Below are 16,831 nucleotides of genomic sequence, written 5' to 3'. Positions count from 1 at the left end.
CCAACTATCGCACGCCGCCATCGCCGATGATGGTGTATGGCGCCCAGAACAACGGGTGGGCATAGGCGAATTCGGTCTTGCTATCGGCGCCGGCATAGCCGGGTCCGTCGATCAGCGCCATCATCGCCTGACGCAACGCTTCGCCGCGCGTCAATTTCGAATCCTGCGCCTGCCGTTTGAACAGGTCGGTCACCAGCTCGCGCGCCGACTGCGAGTGCACCGACCAGTTGGTCACCAGGAGCGCGCGCGTGCCGGCGTAGAAGAAGGCGCGGCCCAGCCCCGACGCCGCCTCGGCTCCGGCCCCCGCGCCGGTACCAGTGTTGCATGCCGACAGCACCACCCAATCGGCATCAAGCTTGAGGCCGAGGATTTCCTCCATGGTCAGCAGGCCGTCTCCCTCGCCGCCGGTCACGGCTGGCGACGACATCGCCAGCGCTGGCTGCGACAGGCCGTTCAGTTCGCCGGGCACCAATCCGTGGGTTGCGAATGCCAGCACCTTGAAGCCGGACAGGTTCATCGTCTTGACCGCCTGCTCGCTCGCCTGCTTACCAAGATACAGAACCTTCGACGGATCCGCCTGCAACGCCAGCGCGATCGACCTCAATTCCTCCGATGTGTCCGGAAGCCGCGGCAACATTGCGAGTTCGGCGCTGTCGACGCCGTCGAGCTTCGCGCTGTTGCGCCGCTTCAACGGACCGCCGCGCGTCGTATTGCCGCCGGCTTCGGCAACCCTGACCTTTTCGCCAGCGATGGCTTCGGCTTCCTGCTCCTCGCTGAAATAGGGGTCGCCGAACGCGATCAGTTCGCCGCGGCCCGGCTTGCCCGGCGGCAATTGCCGCAGCGTGCGCAGCGCCGCCGCCGAAGGCACGGTGGTGACCGCATGCGTCCGTGCCAACCACGGCACGTTCTTGTAGCTTGCAAACAGCGGATCGTCGTCGCTGCCGGCTTCGGACGGCGCAGTCGGCAACAGCGACAGCGGTAACAGGCCGAGCGCGCCGTTAGTCACCATGATCAGGTTCTTCGCCGGCTTCCAGCCGCTCTCCACCGGCTGCAGCAGCAGCGAATAAAGTTCATGGGCGAGCTTGAGATCGAACGGCGGAATGTCCGAAATCATCGCCGCCTGCGGCTCCAGCGCCTCGCGCAGCTTGCGTACCTTGCTCTCGATGTCGCCGCCGCTCGCCTTGATCGCGGCGAACGCAACCGGGCCGTTCTTCGGCACGGCCCAGACGAAGCTGTTGCTTTGTCCGAAATAGAACGACAGCATCGCCTCGCCCTCGGCCAGCGTCGCCTTGATCTGCTCGACCGATGGCGGTTTTGGCGAGACGAGGTCGGCATAGGTCGGGAAGCGCTGGCTGATTTCCTGCCGCGCCCTGAGGCGATCGGCGCGCAGCGCGTTAATCGAGGCATTGATCGCCTGAACGCCCTTCTCGTCGCGCTCGTGTGAGGGTAGCGACAGCACGTTGTTGAGCGTGCCGAGCTGCGCATTGATCTGCTTGCCAAGATCCTGCTCCTTGCGGACCAGGTCGGCAAGGCCCGGCTCTCTTGCCGCGGCGCGCGCGCTCGAGGCCGCCAGCGCCTGCTGCACCGAACGGCCGCGAATAGCGTCGGCCAGGCTGAACGTTTCGACACCGACGTCGCCGGAAGCATTGTTCTCGCGCGCCAGCATGGCGAGGTAGGACTCGACGGTATTCTGCAGGCGCTGGTTGCGCGCCGCGACCGCAGTCGTGTCGTCGTCATCGGCGTTCTCTCGCGAGGACGCCATCAGGATCGGGATCGCGGTGCGGAATTCGCGGACCGCATCCGCGTCGCGTCCGGCGCGCATCAGCCCGACCGCCAGAATGCCGCGCGCCGAGGCTGTATCGAAATGATTTTCGCCGACCCGTGAAACCTGCTTCTTCACGAGCTGCTCGGCAGCGGCAATGCCGGCCTCAACCTGGCCGGAGACGTAGAGCGAGGTGATGCGTCCGCCATTGAGTTCAAAACTCTGCCGCCGCGCGGGGTCCCAGTTCGCGATCGCCTTGTCGATCTGAGCGTACACCGCGATCGCTTCCCGGCCCTTGCGCTGCAAGTTGAGAATACTGCCAAGCTGAGAAAGCTGCTGCACGTTCGAGAGGGAATCCTCGGCAACGCCGACAGTCCGGACGACGTCGAGCGAAACACGGACCAGTTGCTCGGCTTCGGCATAGCGGCCCTGCTCGACCAGAATGTCGGCCAGACCGCTGATAAAGCGTGGCGTGGTGGGATTGTACTTGCCTTGACTCTTCAATTGCGAGAGCAGCGCACGGCGCGCATCGACCTCGGCTTCGGCGAACCGTCCCTGCCGCGCCTTCACCCGAGCCTGGCTGAGAACGGCGAAATCGACCGCGAGTACCAGGCTCGCCTCGGAAGGCGGATATTCCGAGTTCAACAGAGGCTTGATCGCTGCACGGTTGCGCAGTTCGCCGAGCCTGTAGGCGGCTTCGGCGTCGCGGAACTGGCCGCGCGCTTCCGCCAGCATGGCGCGGCCGATCTCCAATTGCGCCTCCCAATTCTGGCCATAGATATTGTAGGCCGCGCGCCTGCCGGGAAAACCGCTGGTACGGGATTCCTGAATCTGCACCAGGCTGCGGCGGAGATAGCCCTCCGCCTGGCTGATATCGCCCATCTGGATCAGGATTCCCGCGATGGCTCGGTTCGCGCCGAACTGATAGCCTTGGGATCCCCTCTGGCTGGCGACCTCGCGAAGCTGACGCTGATACAGCTCGAACGCCTTCTTGGGATCCCCCGCGGCGGAATACTGCTGGGCAGCAAGCGCGATCAGCCTTCCCATCATGAGGCCGCTCACGGCACCACGGCCGACTTCGATGGCCTTGTTGGCGTCGGCGAGCGAATCGGCGAGCCGGCCGAGCTGCGTCCGTGCATTGGCGCGATCGAAATAGAATTGAGCGAGAGCCTCGCCCGATTCCTTGCCCGGCTTGGCATCGGCCTTCGACTTCAACTCCTCGATCGTCTTGAGATCAGGCTTCTCGCTGTCCAGGATCGCGGTGATGTCGGTGATCGTTCGCGGCGGCGCGACAAAGCCGGCCGGCAGCGCACTACCGGGCGCCACCTTCGGCGCGACCTCGGTTGGAATGGCAACCGCGACATTGGCGCGGCCGTTGGCCTTGTCCAGCGCGGACTTGACGCAGGCGCGCACACTTGGCTTGGCCTGGGCACGGCAGGCTTCGATATTGCCGGCGCCGCCGGAGGAGCGCATGCAGGCCTGAACAATCGGGCGGCCGACGGTCATCCGGCAATTTTCCACCGCCGCCTCGAGGCTGAGCGCCTGCGCCGCGGGCCCCGACACCAAAAGCGTCAGCGCCGAAATGACGCACCTTGAAGTAGCAGTGGAGATTGCGAGGAAATCCGCGCGCTTGAAACGAAGCGAGAGAAAATCATTATCTGAGGACAATGATGGCCCCCAATTAACATCAATACTTGGCAATAAGGAAATACTAGCAAGTTTCGCCCGGGGTGTCTTGAAATTCTCCGCAGACGCCCGGACCTCTGGTCGCATCCGGGAATACACGGGGCTTCACAGGCTGTGATCTCCCGTCGGAACCGACCTGAGCGGCCTTGAAAGCGTCAAGAAAACCCTTCAAGTTGCGTGGGTTGGCACCGGCTGACCGATGCGGCGCCTGCCCTGATCAGCGCCCCTTAATCAGCAAGACCCTAGAAACAGTAACCTGACTTCGGTTTAACCAGATCCGGAAATGTCATTGACGATGGCCCAAGGAATCAAGCGCCTCGGGATGCCGGTTGCGTCGTTGTTCGGCGCGGCTTTGATCGGCCTGATCAGCACGTCCTGGTTTCTCAACCGGGACGCACTGCGGCAGGCGGTCGAGGCGCAGATCCGCGCCGTTACCGGGCTCGATCTGGTCGTGTCAGGCGCGATCGACGTTTCGGTGTTTCCGGGCAGCTACGTCTCCTTTCACAATGTCGGGCTGAAGGGCGGCGGCACCACCGACCCTGCGCTGCAGGTCGAGGTGCTGACCGCGAATCTGCGGCTACTGCCATTGCTGCTGCGCCGTTTCGAAATCGCCGACGTAATGATGCTGCGGCCGCATATTCACGTCGTCAGGGGCAGCACTGGCGACAGCAACTGGACGCCATTCGTCGAGCGGATCGCCCGCACGATGAAGCCCGGCGCGGAAAATCAGGTGTCGTTTTCCGAAATCCGGATTCAGGACGGCGTGCTGAAGTACGAGGACGCCGCCAGCAACGTCAAGGAACAGCTCGGTGATATCGACCTGTCGCTGGCCTGGCCGTCGATCTCGCGCTCGTTCGCGGCAACTGGTCAGTTCGACTGGCGCGGCGAACGCGTCGACGGCTCGATTTCCGCCAGCGACTTCGTCGCGATGCTGTCCGGCGACCGTTCGGGCCTGAAGGCGCGGCTGGTCAGCGCACCCCTGAAACTTGCCTTCGACGGCTCGGTCGCCAACCGCACCAGCCTGATGATGGAAGGCACGGTCACCGTCGACAGCGTGTCACTGCGCAACGCGTTGCGCTGGATGGGACAGCAAGTGCCCGGCAGCGGCGGCTTCGGCCGCTTCGCGTTGAAAGCCCGCGCCAACGTCGTCGGTGCCTCGGTCGCCTTGACGAATGTGAATGTCGAACTCGACGGCAACGTCGCCGAAGGCGTGATGACGGTCGCCAATAATGGCCGCCAGACGCTGCAGGCAACGCTGGCCGCAGGCAATTTGGATTTCACGCCCTACATCTCGACCGTCCGCCTGCTGGCGAGCGGCGCGCGCGACTGGAACCGGCAGTTGTTCGACCTGAGCTCGCTGTCCGCCACCGATCTCGATATGCGGCTGTCAGCGGCGCGGGTGACGGTCGGGCCCACCAGGCTCGGCCGCACCGCGCTCGGCGCCAACCTGCGCGGCGGCGCGCTGGCGCTCTCGGTCGGCGAAGCGCAGATGTATGGCGGCATCGCCAAAGGCTCGATCGGAATTGCGCGCTCGGACACGGTCGCCGACGTCAAGGCGCAGTTCCAGTTTACGGATGTCGACCTGCAGACCTGCGCCAGTGAATTGTTCGGCATCACAAAACTCTCCGGCCGCGGCAATCTCGGCGTCTCGCTGGTGGCATCTGGCGCGAGCCCGTTCGGGCTTGCCTCTTCCCTCGACGGCACGGCTACGCTGAACGGTCATGACGGCGCGATCGCGGGTTTCAATGTCGAACAACTGCTCAAGCGGCTGGAGCGGCGGCCGTTGTCCGGCGGCGGCAATCTGCGCAGCGGTTCGACGCCTTACGATCATCTCAACGTATCCGTGCGCTTCAACGATGGCATCGCTACCGTCGAGGATATCCGTGTCGACGGCCCGACGACGCGCCTGACGCTCACCGGCACCGCCTCGGTGCCCGCGCGCGAATACGACCTCAAGGGCGTCGCCAGCCTGACCTCGGCTGCCTCCGGCGGCGATAAGGGTTTTGAGCTGCCCTTCGTGGTGCAGGGCCCGTGGGATGATCCGCTGGTATTCCCCGATCCGGAGAGCCTGATCCGCCGCTCGCCGGGCGCCGCGCCCTTGCTCGATGCGGTGAAGGATCGCAAGACGCGCGACGCCGTGCGGTCCGTGATCGAGCGATTTACGGGCGGCGGTCCGAAGCCGGCGGCACCAGAGACCGCGGATGGGGCGAAGGCGAACTGAGCCTGGCACTATCGAAGCCGACGTGAACAGGGTCAGCCAACAGGCACAGCCCGAATGAGCCAGCGGGTCGCGCGAATGCGCAGCCGATGACAGGCTCGCGACGTCCGGGATCACCGTCCCGCATATCGCTGCGCTCCTGCGGTCTACTTGCTGGAAAACAAAGCTACGATATCGATTAGCGTCGCCGCTCCAGCCGCCATGACAATCACGACGGTGAACGCGTTAAGAAGATACTTCTTATACGCAGGTCGCTTTTCCCGCTCAGCCGCAAATTCTCGTGCGAACGGTCCTGAAAAAACGAGAATCAATGCGGCAGCCTGACTCAGAACTCCTATTGTCGCGCCCCAAATGGCGTCGGCATGGACCGCGCCCGCAAAGTTCCGAAATGCAAAGGCGACAGATCCGGCAGAAAGAAAATAAAATATTGCACCTGCGTACCGCGCAATTTGCTGAACAGCCAAAGGCCCAGCAAGATGACCAGCGCAGCCACGGCGTGAATTGCGAGACCATCGCTAAAGCGGCAAATACCACTGCGAATAAATGAAGAGGCTGCAATTCACGGCAGCGATCAAAGCTACGAGGTAAAGCGCCGCTCTGTAGCCGTATCGTTCAAACATTCAACCTCGTCGAAGCCATTAGCTCAATTCCATCGAAAGCGATCTTCAGGGAATATTGTTGTTGCGGCGCTCACCGATGCTATGTGGCTTGTTGAGGAAGTAGTCCCGATTGCCCAGCGCCGCCTCGGCATATTGATCGATCGCAACGATGATCGCCTGGACATGGGCATGGCACCACCCTTCCCGCGTCGCCCTGATCCGGACCTCCGCCAACGCTTTCAGCCATGGCGGGTTATCCGCGTTGTGGTCGTACCATCTGAGCGGTCCTGACATCGCTGGCCTCTGTTGATGAAATCTTCCAGCTCCGCCCGCTTGCGCGCGAGCAGGAGCTGCGCCCGCGCGTTATCCAGGCCGGATTGATCGAGCCGACGCGCAAGCTGGTCCAGTTCGGCAATCCGACGGCGCAGGGCTTGAATCGGGTCATCGCTCACGGCGCTCAGGCGCCCCCGCCGGGGGCTTCCTGCTGGCGGCGCGGACGTCCAGCTTCAGCCGCTCATCGACATTGAGCAGGCGTTCTTCGCCGCCCAGCCTGTTCCGCTCGCCGATCAGGCCGAGCATGGTCGCGCGCATGGCCATCAAATGCGTGGCGGCTTCCGAACAGTCCTCATCCCGGTTGACCTGTTTGCGAATGTTATCCTCCGCGCTCAGCATCTTTTCCCGTAAAAGTCTGATTTTTCGTCGAATTTCATTAAGTTTATTGTCCATAGGTCACCTCGCCGGTGTAGAACCCTATAAGAACAAATAAAGAACAAATTTCAAGTTAAGAATCCACCTCCAATTAGAAATTCCTGGAGTCCCCCCGCATGTCCCGCCTCCCCGACCAGGCGGACGCGCCGATGACGCCCCGCCAATCGGCAATGCTCCGCAGCCTCAGCGCCGAGGCCTATCAGCCAAAGCTGTTCGCGAAGAACCTAACGGCACGGGAAGCGGAGCGGCGCATCGCAGCGCTGAGGGCGGAGATCGAGCTCGCGAATTCGGTCTGAATGGGCTGCCCGTCCCCGGCCAGGGTGTTGGGAAAACCGGAGCGCTGCCACGGCCCAATTCGAGCGCGCGCGCCACCTTCGAACCAAAAAGACCCAGGTCCGGTTCACCCAGGAACCTTGCTCTTCGCTGCGTGCTTATCCCGGAAAGGAAAGCCGTCATGCCGTGCCTCGCGACGGCTACCAGAGGGAATGATGGAGGAGGCCTCGATGACCGAGCCAACCGAACAGGAAATCAAGAAGCGCGCCTATGAACTCTGGGAGCGCAACGGCAGGCCCGAAGGCAAAGAGGACGAATTCTGGCGCCTGGCGGAGCAAGAGCTGCGCAATGAGGACAAGTCGTCGCCCGTCCGCACCCCCGATACGCTGTAAGCGGACGACGACCGCTTGACCAGAGGGACGCCGATGTCTCATTCCGACGCGGCCGAAATAGTCGGCGGATTGCTGTTGGCGGCCGCGCCGCCTGCATCGCTTCCTTGGAAATTCGTTGGCGGCTTCGTTCGCCGCGGCAGGCCCGACTTCTCAATGCGGAGCCGGCCATGAAAATTGCGGTTCTGGGAGGAACGGGACTGATCGGATCCGCCATCGTGGCACACCTCGCCTCGCGCGGTCATTCGGTCATTTCGATGAGCAGGAGCGGCGGCCATCGGAGCGCCCGCGCGGATAGGGTCGATATCTCCGCAGCGACGTCGCCCGCCTACTGGTTGCCGCATCTCGATGGCGTCGAGGCGGTGGTCAATTGCGCAGGGGTGCTTCAGGACAGCCCCGGCGATTCGACCTCGATGGTCCATCACCACGGCATCGCGAATCTCTTTGCCGCTTGCGAGCAGCTCCAGATCCGTCGCGTCATCCACTTCTCCGCCATTGGCGTTGACCGCGAAACCCCGAGCGATTTTTCCCGATCGAAACTGGCCGGCGACAGGGCGCTGATGGAGCGCAATCTCGACTGGGTCATCTTGCGGCCGTCGGTGGTGATCGGCCGCGCCGCCTATGGCGCCAGCGCGCTGATGAGAGGCTTGGCGGCGCTTCCCGCCCTTCCGGTGATGCCGAACACGGGAGAGCTTCAGATCGTCCTGCTCGAGGACGTCGTGCGGACCGTCGAGCATTTTCTTGAACCAGCCGCGCCTGCACGACAGATTGTCGAACTGGCCGGACCGCATCGCTATTCGTTTCACGAGGTTATTGCACTCATCCGGCGCTGGTATCGCTGGCCACCGGCGCACGAGATTCGTTTGCCGTCCTTCGCTTCCAGCCTCACGTACAAGTTCGGCGACATGATTTCGTATCTCGGCTGGCGGCCGCCGGTGCGAAGCACCGCCGCGCGGGAGATGGTGCGCGGCGCCACAGGCGATCTGAAAGACATGCAGCGGCTTGGACTTCACCCCAAAAGCCTTCCGGAATTCTTCGCCGCTGAACCGGCTTCCGTGCAAGAACGCTGGTTTGCCGGCATGTACCTGGTCAAGCCTGTGATCTTTGTGGTCTTGTCCCTGTTCTGGATCTCGACGGGGCTTATCTCGCTGGGGCCCGGCTGGGGCTATGGCATGGGTCTGATGGGCGAAGGCGGCGTGGAAGGAACGGCTGCCGCACTCACGGTCATCGCCGGTGCATTGTCCGACCTGGTCATCGGCGTTGCGATCGCCTATAGGCCGACCAGCCGCTACGGTCTTTATGCGGCTATTGCCATTTCCTTCATCTACGCGATCATCGGCACCATCCTCGTGCCGCGGCTCTGGGCCGATCCGCTGGGCCCGATGCTGAAGATCTGGCCGATCATCGTGCTGCATTTCGCAGCGCTCGCCGTGCTTGAAGATCGATAATGCTGTATCTCGTGCTCAAGTATCTTCATGTCGTCGGCGCCGCCGTGCTGCTCGGCACCGGTGCGGGCATCGCCTTCTTCATGCTGATGGCCCACCTCGACGGCAAGCCGGCCGTAATCGCAGCCGTCGCCCGCATTGTCGTGATTGCCGACTTCATTTTCACGGCGACCGCTGTCGTCGTACAACCGATCACCGGCGCGCTGCTGGTTTGGGACGTCGGCTATTCCCTCTGGGACGGCTGGGTGTTCTGGTCGATCGTGCTGTACATCATTACCGGCGCGCTGTGGCTGCCGGTTGTCTGGATGCAAATTCGCCTGCAGGAGCTCGCCACCATCGCGGCGGCAGAAGGCACGCCGCTGCCGAAGCAATACCACCGGATCTTTTGGCTGTGGTTTGCCTTCGGCATCCCGGCATTCACGGCGGTCGCCGTGATATTGTGGCTGATGATCGCGAAGCCGCAGATCGGGTTTTTATGAAATGCGTGGCGTAGAAGCCCGGATCGGCTCCGAGATGCAATGGTTCAACCAAATGATTGAACCAAAATGGTTGAACCAAAACGCTCTCAACCGATCCGGCCGTCTTTTGCCGCATTTGCGCCCCGAATGTCCCCCTACTGAAGTTCTGCACCGGCCCATCTAGATAACGCCGAATGGTTGCGCTATCTTTTATCCAACCGGTTAAAAACCCGGCGTTTTCAGGGAGAACAACGTGATATCCAGGAGACTAAGCTCGTTTTCGCTCGCGGTCGCTGCCGTCGGGCTGTTTTATGCCACGGCGCCCGCGCTTGCCCAGCAGAAGACCATCACGGTCTGGTTCGGCAAGGGTTTTTACAAGTCCGAGGACGACGCGCTCTTAGAGGCGATCAAGAAATTCGAGGCCAAGACCGGCATCAAGGTCGAACTGTCGCAATACGCCATTCAGGACATGATCCCGAAGACGGTGGCCGCGCTGGATTCCGGCACGGTGCCCGATGTCGCCTATTCCGACAGCTATGACGTGCAGGCGCAGGGCAAATGGGCCTATGAAGGCAAGCTCGAGGATCTCGGCGACATCCTGCTGCCGATGAAGTCCGCATTCGCGCCGAACACGCTGGAGACCACCTATCTCTACAACGACGTCACCAAGAAGAAGGGCTATTACGGCTTCCCGCTGAAGCAGCAGAGCATGCACGTCCAGATCTGGCAGGACATGCTGGAGCAGGCCGGCTTCAAGCAGAGCGACATCCCGACCAAGTGGGAAGACTACTGGTCGTTCTGGTGCGACAAGGTGCAGCCGGCGGCGCGCAAGGCGACAGGCCAGCGCGTCTATGCCGTCGGCCAGCCGATGGGCGTAGAATCCACCGACAGTTTCCAGTCGTTCTACACCTTCATGGACGCCCACAATGTCAAGCTGGTCGATGACGACGGCAAGCTGCTGGTCGACGATCCCAAGGTGCGGGAAAACCTGATCAAGGCGATGAAGGATTATACCGACACCTACATCAAGGGCTGCACGCCGCCCTCCTCCACCACCTGGAAGGATCCGGACAACAACGTCGCCTTCCACAACAAGACGATCGTGATGACGCACAACTTCACGATCTCGATCGCGGCGAAATGGCTTGACGACGCCAACAATCCGGCGCTGACGCCGGAACAGCGGGCACTCGGCAAGAAGAACTATGACGAGACCATCATCACCGCCTCGTTCCCCAACAAGCCGGACGGCACGCCGATCAAGTACCGCTCCGACGTCAAGACCGGGCTGATCTTCACCTCCGCCAAGAACAAGGCGGAAGGCAAGGAGTTCATCAAGTTCCTGCTGCAGGAAGAGAACGTGCGGCCCTATATCGAGGGCGCGCTCGGCCGCTGGTTCCCGGTAACGACGGCCAGCCAGCAGAGCCCGTTCTGGCAGGCTGACCGGCATCGCAAGGCGGTGTACAATCAGTTCACCGGTGGCACCACGCCGTTCGACTTCACCAAGAACTGGAAGTTCACGATCTTGAACAACGAGAACGTCTGGGCCAAGGCGATGAACCGCGTGGTGAGCGAGAAGGTGCCGGTCGACAAGGCCGTCGACGAGCTGATCGCCCGCATCAAGCAGGTCGCGGGTTAGTCCTGTCCTCTCCCTCTCCCCGCCCTTCGCGGGGAGAGGGTCGGGGTGAGGGGCTCCCTCCACGAGTGAGGCTCGTGGAAAGTCCTGTACCCCCTCACCCGGATTGCTTTGCAATCCGACCTTTCCCAGCAAGCGGGGGGAGGTTAACGACACAGGGGCCGCAGCTTGCGGCCGGCCTCACTTTTGTAAGTACGGACAACTATGGCAATCACGCTTTCGGGCGATCACGCGATCCCAAGCCGGCCGCTATCAGCCCGGCTGACGACGCCGCAGGTCTGGGGCGTTCTGCTGCTCGCGCCCTATCTGCTCGTGTTCCTAGCCTTCGTGGTCTACCCCGTGGGCTATGGCCTGTGGCTGGCACGGCATCCGGCGAGCTATGTCGCGCTTTATCACGATCCGATCTTCGCGCGCGCCGCCGTCAACACGCTGATCTTCCTGTTGGTCGGCATCAACGTCAAAATGGCGATCGCGCTGTTCCTGTCCGGCTTCTTCGCCCAGCAACGCAGCTGGATCAAATGGCTGTCGGTGCTGTTCATCCTGCCCTGGGCGGTGCCGTCGATTCCGACCATTCTCTCGGTGCGCTTCATGCTCAATCCCGAATGGGGCGTGATCAACCAGCTGATCTTCAAGTTCACCGCCGAGGACGGCCCGAACTGGCTGAACGATCCCACCGTGGCGCTCGGCATGGCGATCGGCGTGCACATCTGGAAATCGCTGCCGTTCTGGACGCTGATCCTGCTGACCGGGCGGCTTGCGATCTCGCACGACCTCTATGAAGCGGCCGAAGTCGATGGCGCGAGCTGGTCGCAGAAATTCCGTTACATCACCTGGCCGTCGATGCAGACGCTCTACGTCACGTGCACGTTGCTCTCGATGATCTGGACGCTCGGCGACTTCAACAGCGTCTACCTGCTCACCGGCGGCGGCCCCGCCGACCTCACCCACGTGCTGGCCACGCTCGGCATCCGCTACCTCCGGCTCGACCAGCTCTCGCTGGCAATGGCGTCCATCGTCTGCGCGCTGCCGTTCGTGCTGCCGCTGGTCTATTTCATGATGAAACGGTTGTCGCGATGAAGCTGCCTTCCCTGAGAGAAATCGGCAACGAGGCCAAGCTGCTTCTGATTGGCATTCCCGTGCTGATCTGGACGCTGGTGCCGATCTACCACATGTTCCTGTTCGCGATCTCGCCGAAGGAGGACGCGTTCTCAGGCAAGCTGTGGCCCGCACATCCGACGCTGAACAATTTCAAGATCGTGTTCTACCAGGAGCACTATTTCCTGCGCGATTTCTGGATCCAGTTCTTCAATTCGGTGGTGATCGCGCTTTCCGCCGGCGCGCTGACGCTAGTGATCGCGACCGCCGCCGCGTTCTCGATCTCGCGGCTGCGTGTCCCCGGCGGCCGCTGGGTGATGAATCTGGCGCTGTTCACCTATTTCATCCCGGCGGCGTTCCTTGCCGTGCCGATGTATCGCACCATGGGCAACTACGGTCTCCTCAACAATCATTGGTCGCTGATTCTGGCGATGGTGACGATCGCTTCCCCTTACGCGATCTGGGTCTTGAAGCAGGCCTCCGACAAGCTACCGGTCGAGCTCGATGAAGCCGCCACGATGGACGGCGCCACCACGCTGCAACTGTTCCGCCTGGTCTACGTGCCCTTGATGATGCCCTCGCTGGTCGCGATCGGCACCTACGCGATCCTGCTCGCCTGGAACGAATATCTCTACGCGTTCCTGCTGCTCTCCAAGGACACCGAGATCACGCTTCCCGTCGCGCTCGGCAACTTCCTCGCCGCCGACGACTCGCCGTGGGAATTGCTGATGACCACCGGCTTCATCTATGCGCTGCCGCCGGCCGCGATCTACTACGCGTTCAAGCGCTACATGGTGGGTGGGCTGACGGCGGGCGCGGTTAAGTCGTGATGCGCTGTCATTCCGGGATGGTGCGATAGCACCAGACCCGGAATCTCGAGATTCTCAGGTGCGCAATTGCGCACCATAGTTCGATGTTTCACATCGCCGCGGAATGACGGGGTTGCTACAGCGGCGCCGCGCTCTCGCCTTGCGAACTCGACAGCTTCGAGGCGAGCGAGGCGATCACGATCACGACCGCAATCAGCGCGATCACCATGGTGCAGATCGCGTTGATTTCGGGCTTTACGCCCAGCCGCACCTCGGAATAGATCCGGATCGGCAGCGTCGCCGAGCCGGGGCCGGTGGTGAAGCTTGCGATCACGACATCGTCAAGCGAAAGCGTGAACGCCAGCATCCAGCCGGCGGCGATCGCGGGAACGATCAGGGGTAGCGTCACCCGAAGAAAGGCCTGCACCGGATCGCAACCGAGATCCATCGCGGCTTCCTCCAGGCTGCGGTCGAGCGAGGCGAGGCGGGACTGCACCACCACGGTGACGAAACACATGGTCAGCGTGGTATGAGCGATCGTCACGGTCCAGAAGCCGCGTTCGGCGTTCAGCGCCACGAACAACAAGAGCAGCGAAAGCCCGGAGATCACCTCCGGCATCACCAGCGGCGCGTAGAGCATGCCGGAAAACAGCGCCCGCCCGCGGAAGCGCTCGCCGCGCACCAGCCCGACGGCGGCGAGCGTGCCGAGCAGGGTCGCGATCGTGGCCGAGAGCGCGGCGACCCGCAGGCTCATCCAGGCCGCATCCAGCATGGCGCGATCGTTGAAGAATTCCTGGTACCAGCGCAGCGACCAGCCGCCCCACACCGTGACCAGCCGCGAGGCGTTGAAGGAATAGATCACCAAGATCACGATCGGCAGGTACAGAAACGCCATCCCGAGCACGAGCGCGGTGATGTTGAAGCGCGACATTCGGCCGATCCGCGGTGCCATCACTTACCTTCCGCCAGGGCGCGGCGCTGCAGCCGGTCGTACAGCAACAACGGTGGCACCAGCAGCACCAGCAACGCGACAGCGGCCGCAGCCGCGACCGGCCAGTCCTTGTTGGTGAAGAATTCGAGCCACAGCGTCTGGCCGATCATCATCGAGCCTGAGCCCGCCAGCAGATCGGGGATCACGAACTCGCCGACGATCGGGATGAAGCATAACAGCGCGCCGGCACCGACGCCGGACAACGACAGCGGAAACGTCACGAGCCAGAACGCCCGCCGCGGCGATGCGCCGAGATCGGCTGCGGCCTCAAGCAGCGAGGCATCCATCTTGGAGAGCGTCGCATAGAGCGGCAGGATCATGAACGGCAGGTAGGAATAGACGATGCCGATATACATTGCGGTATCGGTCGAGAGCCACACCACCGGCGCCGAGACCACGCGCAGCGCCAGCAGCGCTTGATTAAGCAGGCCGTCGTGCTGGAGGATATTGATCCAGGCATAGATGCGGATCAGAAACGAGGTCCAGAACGGCACGATCACCAGCATCATCGCAATCGGCTGCCAGCGTTGCGGCAGCCGCGCCATGCCATAGGCGATGGGATAGCCGATCAGGAGCAGCATCAGCGTCGACGTCACGGCGACGACGAGGCTCCGCAGATAGGAGCCGATGTAGAGACTGTCCGAGGTCAGCAGCTTGAAATTGTCGAGGGACAATTGCGCGAAGGCTTCCTTGATCGCCGCCCAGCCTTCGCTGAGATCGAACACCGGAACATAGGGCGGCTGCGCGATCGCGGTCTGCGACAGGCTGATCTTCAGCACGAAGCCGAACGGCACCAGGAAGAACAGCACCATCCACAGATAGGGCGCGATGGCGGCGTAGCGCGCCGGCTGCGCGAAGATGCGGCGCGCGCTCATTTCTCCAGCACCACGCAATCGTCTGGCGAGAACCACGCCACCACGCGCTGGCCGGCGCTCAAGGTGTCGATCTCAAGCCGGGCGGTATTGGCCATCGACGAACGCACCACCGCGCCGGAATCGAGCCGGATCTTGTACACGGTCGAGCCGCCGAGATAGCTGACATCGGTGATGACGCCGTCGAGGCGGTTGATTGCCTGCGAATTGACTGCGTCCGATTCCGGGCCGCGGCGCGACAGCTTCACCTTCTCGGGACGGATCGCGACCGCGACGACGGTCTTGGCAACCATCCGGCGCGGCTCCGCGACCGCGATGATTCCGCCGTCACGGGTCGCAATTCTCACGCGATGTTGCTCGTGCGAGGCGACTTCGCCATCGAACAAATTGATGTCTCCGACGAACCCGGCGACCCAGCGCGAGACGGGCACCTCGTAAAGGTCGCGCGGGGTCGCGACCTGCTCGAGCCGGCCGGCATTCATGACGCCGATCCGGTTCGCCATCGTCATCGCCTCTTCCTGGTCGTGGGTGACGACGATGAAGGTCATGCCGAGGCGGCGCTGCAGCTCCATCAGTTCCTGTTGCGTGCTTTCACGCAGCTTCTTGTCGAGCGCGGCCAAGGGCTCATCCAGCAGCAGGACCTTGGGCCGTCGCGCCAGCGAGCGCGCCAGCGCCACGCGCTGTCGCTGGCCGCCGGAAAGCTGATCGGGCTTTCGCTTCTCTAGCCCATCGAGCTTGACCAGCGCGACCATCTCGCCCACGCGCGTATCGATGGCGGCGCCCGCCATCCCGGCGCGCTTCAGGCCGAACGCGATGTTGTCCCAGACCGACAGATGCGGAAACAGCGCGTAGTTCTGGAACATCATGTTGACAGGGCGCTCGTGCGGCAGCACCGGCGCGATATCGCGGCCGCCTAGCAGGATGCGGCCCTCATCAGGCGTCTCGAAGCCGGCCAGCATTCTGAGCAGCGTGGTCTTGCCGCAGCCGCTCGGGCCGAGCAGTGCAAAGAACTCGCCGGCCCCGATGTCGAGCGAGAGGCGGTCCACCGCGCGGAAGGTGCCGAAGTTCTTCGACACCCCTTCGATGCGGAGCAGCGGCAGGTCCTCGGCCGGCACCACCGGCGTAGCGTGCGCTACAGCCATATTGATTTTCGCCGCCTCGATTTCAGGCGATTGCCCGCTTATGCCATTTGCCTGCGCCGTCATGGCCGCACGCTAGCGGCGGATCGCCATCCGCTCAACCGGCCCGGAACAAGCAGCCACAATATTCTGGATGCAACTCCGGTCTCTGGTAAGGTTCGGAGTTCAAAAAAGAGCCGGCCACCCAAGCGTGATAGGAATGATCGGGAGGGATTTGATGAATGTTCGGAGTTTGCTGGCAGCGGCGACGATCTCTTCCCTGCTCGCCAGCTCGGCCGCCGCACAGGAGGCCGTCGTAACCTACAAGTCGCTGAGTCCTGAGCTGGCGCTCGACCTGGCGCGCGCGACGCTGGCGGATTGCCAAAAACGCGGCTTTCAGGTGACCGTCGCCGTCGTCGACCGCTTCGGCATCACGCAGGTCTTGCTGCGCGACCGCTTCGCGGGCCCACACACCGTATCGACAGCTTCGGGCAAGGCCTGGACTGCGGCCAGTTTTCGCACCAGTACAACCGAACTCAACGCCATCAGCCAGCCCGGCATGATGCAAGCCGGGATCCGGCATCTGCCCGGCGCCGTCACCCTCGGCGGTGGGGTGACAGTTGAAGCGGCCGGCTCACTGCTCGGCGCTGTCGGCGTCTCCGGCGGTCCCGGCGGCGACGCGGATGAGGCCTGCGCCAAAGCAGGCATCGACGCCGTCCGTGACAAGCTCGAATTCTAGACGTGACGGTGGCATCGCGCTCCAGAGACGAAC

Annotated in this window: 16 protein-coding genes; 9 read left to right on the top strand and 7 right to left on the bottom strand. The window is 62.8% G+C overall.

Features of this window, described 5'->3' with window-relative positions:
- Window positions 1–4 precede the first annotated feature (4 nt).
- Window positions 5–3,268, bottom strand: coding sequence for a CHAT domain-containing protein (locus HCN50_RS12065; protein ID WP_171709999.1), 3,264 nt, complete (start codon window positions 3,266–3,268; stop codon window positions 5–7).
- Between the two features lie 475 nt (window positions 3,269–3,743).
- Here HCN50_RS12065 and HCN50_RS12060 point away from each other — a divergent pair, with 475 nt between their 5' ends.
- The gene (locus HCN50_RS12060) at window positions 3,744–5,669 is read left to right on the top strand and encodes an AsmA family protein (protein WP_171709848.1); all 1,926 of its coding nucleotides are present in this window, start codon (window positions 3,744–3,746) and stop codon (window positions 5,667–5,669) included.
- Window positions 5,670–5,812: 143 nt separating this feature from the next.
- On the opposite strand, the gene HCN50_RS12055 is transcribed toward HCN50_RS12060, so the two are convergent.
- The 3 genes from HCN50_RS12055 to HCN50_RS12045 all read right to left on the bottom strand — a co-directional run bounded on the left by HCN50_RS12055 (window position 5,813) and on the right by HCN50_RS12045 (window position 6,991).
- The gene (locus tag HCN50_RS12055) at window positions 5,813–6,130 is read right to left on the bottom strand and encodes a hypothetical protein (protein ID WP_171709847.1); all 318 of its coding nucleotides are present in this window, start codon (window positions 6,128–6,130) and stop codon (window positions 5,813–5,815) included.
- A 201-nt stretch (window positions 6,131–6,331) separates the two neighbouring features.
- The gene (locus tag HCN50_RS12050) at window positions 6,332–6,559 is read right to left on the bottom strand and encodes a hypothetical protein (protein WP_171709846.1); all 228 of its coding nucleotides are present in this window, start codon (window positions 6,557–6,559) and stop codon (window positions 6,332–6,334) included.
- 147 nt (window positions 6,560–6,706) lie between these two features.
- Window positions 6,707–6,991: a hypothetical protein gene (locus HCN50_RS12045; RefSeq protein WP_171709845.1), complete on the bottom strand. Its 285-nt coding sequence runs from the start codon at window positions 6,989–6,991 to the stop codon at window positions 6,707–6,709.
- A gap of 98 nt (window positions 6,992–7,089) precedes the next feature.
- On the opposite strand from HCN50_RS12045, the gene HCN50_RS12040 reads away from it, so the two are divergent.
- The 7 genes from HCN50_RS12040 to HCN50_RS12010 all read left to right on the top strand — a co-directional run bounded on the left by HCN50_RS12040 (window position 7,090) and on the right by HCN50_RS12010 (window position 13,099).
- Window positions 7,090–7,269, top strand: a complete 180-nt coding sequence (locus HCN50_RS12040) for a DUF3072 domain-containing protein (protein ID WP_235976897.1) — start codon at window positions 7,090–7,092, stop codon at window positions 7,267–7,269.
- 207 nt (window positions 7,270–7,476) lie between these two features.
- Entirely contained in the window at window positions 7,477–7,638 is a 162-nt protein-coding gene (locus HCN50_RS12035; protein ID WP_171709844.1) for a DUF2934 domain-containing protein, read from the top strand.
- A 167-nt stretch (window positions 7,639–7,805) separates the two neighbouring features.
- Window positions 7,806–9,083: an SDR family oxidoreductase gene (locus tag HCN50_RS12030; RefSeq protein WP_171709843.1), complete on the top strand. Its 1,278-nt coding sequence runs from the start codon at window positions 7,806–7,808 to the stop codon at window positions 9,081–9,083.
- Window positions 9,083–9,559 (top strand): DUF2269 family protein, encoded by a 477-nt coding sequence (locus HCN50_RS12025; RefSeq protein ID WP_171709842.1) that lies wholly within the window; start codon window positions 9,083–9,085, stop codon window positions 9,557–9,559. The genes HCN50_RS12030 and HCN50_RS12025 overlap by 1 nt, the downstream gene beginning before the upstream one ends.
- Window positions 9,560–9,791: 232 nt before the next feature.
- Window positions 9,792–11,177: an ABC transporter substrate-binding protein gene (locus HCN50_RS12020; protein WP_171709841.1), complete on the top strand. Its 1,386-nt coding sequence runs from the start codon at window positions 9,792–9,794 to the stop codon at window positions 11,175–11,177.
- Window positions 11,178–11,378: 201 nt separating this feature from the next.
- Window positions 11,379–12,251: a carbohydrate ABC transporter permease gene (locus tag HCN50_RS12015; protein WP_171709840.1), complete on the top strand. Its 873-nt coding sequence runs from the start codon at window positions 11,379–11,381 to the stop codon at window positions 12,249–12,251.
- Window positions 12,248–13,099 carry a carbohydrate ABC transporter permease gene (locus HCN50_RS12010; RefSeq protein ID WP_171709839.1) on the top strand — a complete coding sequence of 284 codons (852 nt, stop codon included), beginning with the start codon at window positions 12,248–12,250 and terminating at the stop codon, window positions 13,097–13,099. The genes HCN50_RS12015 and HCN50_RS12010 overlap by 4 nt, the downstream gene beginning before the upstream one ends.
- A gap of 115 nt (window positions 13,100–13,214) precedes the next feature.
- Here the strand turns inward: HCN50_RS12010 and HCN50_RS12005 are convergent, their stop codons facing one another.
- Genes HCN50_RS12005 through HCN50_RS11995 form a run of 3 tightly spaced genes read right to left on the bottom strand, consistent with a single transcriptional unit; the run spans window position 13,215 to window position 16,083 of the window.
- Window positions 13,215–14,030 carry an ABC transporter permease gene (locus HCN50_RS12005; RefSeq protein WP_171709838.1) on the bottom strand — a complete coding sequence of 272 codons (816 nt, stop codon included), beginning with the start codon at window positions 14,028–14,030 and terminating at the stop codon, window positions 13,215–13,217.
- Complete coding sequence (locus HCN50_RS12000; RefSeq protein WP_171709837.1) at window positions 14,030–14,944, bottom strand: ABC transporter permease; 915 nt, start codon at window positions 14,942–14,944, stop codon at window positions 14,030–14,032. The genes HCN50_RS12005 and HCN50_RS12000 overlap by 1 nt, the downstream gene beginning before the upstream one ends.
- Window positions 14,941–16,083, bottom strand: a complete 1,143-nt coding sequence (locus tag HCN50_RS11995; RefSeq protein WP_171709836.1) for an ABC transporter ATP-binding protein — start codon at window positions 16,081–16,083, stop codon at window positions 14,941–14,943. The genes HCN50_RS12000 and HCN50_RS11995 overlap by 4 nt, the downstream gene beginning before the upstream one ends.
- 214 nt (window positions 16,084–16,297) lie before the next feature.
- Between HCN50_RS11995 and HCN50_RS11990 the strand changes: the two genes are divergently transcribed.
- The gene (locus HCN50_RS11990) at window positions 16,298–16,798 is read left to right on the top strand and encodes a GlcG/HbpS family heme-binding protein (protein ID WP_171709835.1); all 501 of its coding nucleotides are present in this window, start codon (window positions 16,298–16,300) and stop codon (window positions 16,796–16,798) included.
- The last annotated feature ends 33 nt before the right edge of the window (window positions 16,799–16,831 follow it).

It is taken from the genome of Bradyrhizobium archetypum (genome assembly GCF_013114835.1).
Taxonomy (GTDB): domain Bacteria; phylum Pseudomonadota; class Alphaproteobacteria; order Rhizobiales; family Xanthobacteraceae; genus Bradyrhizobium; species Bradyrhizobium archetypum.
Note: the sequence above shows the minus strand (reverse complement) of the source record. Positions and strands in the feature narration are given on the sequence as shown.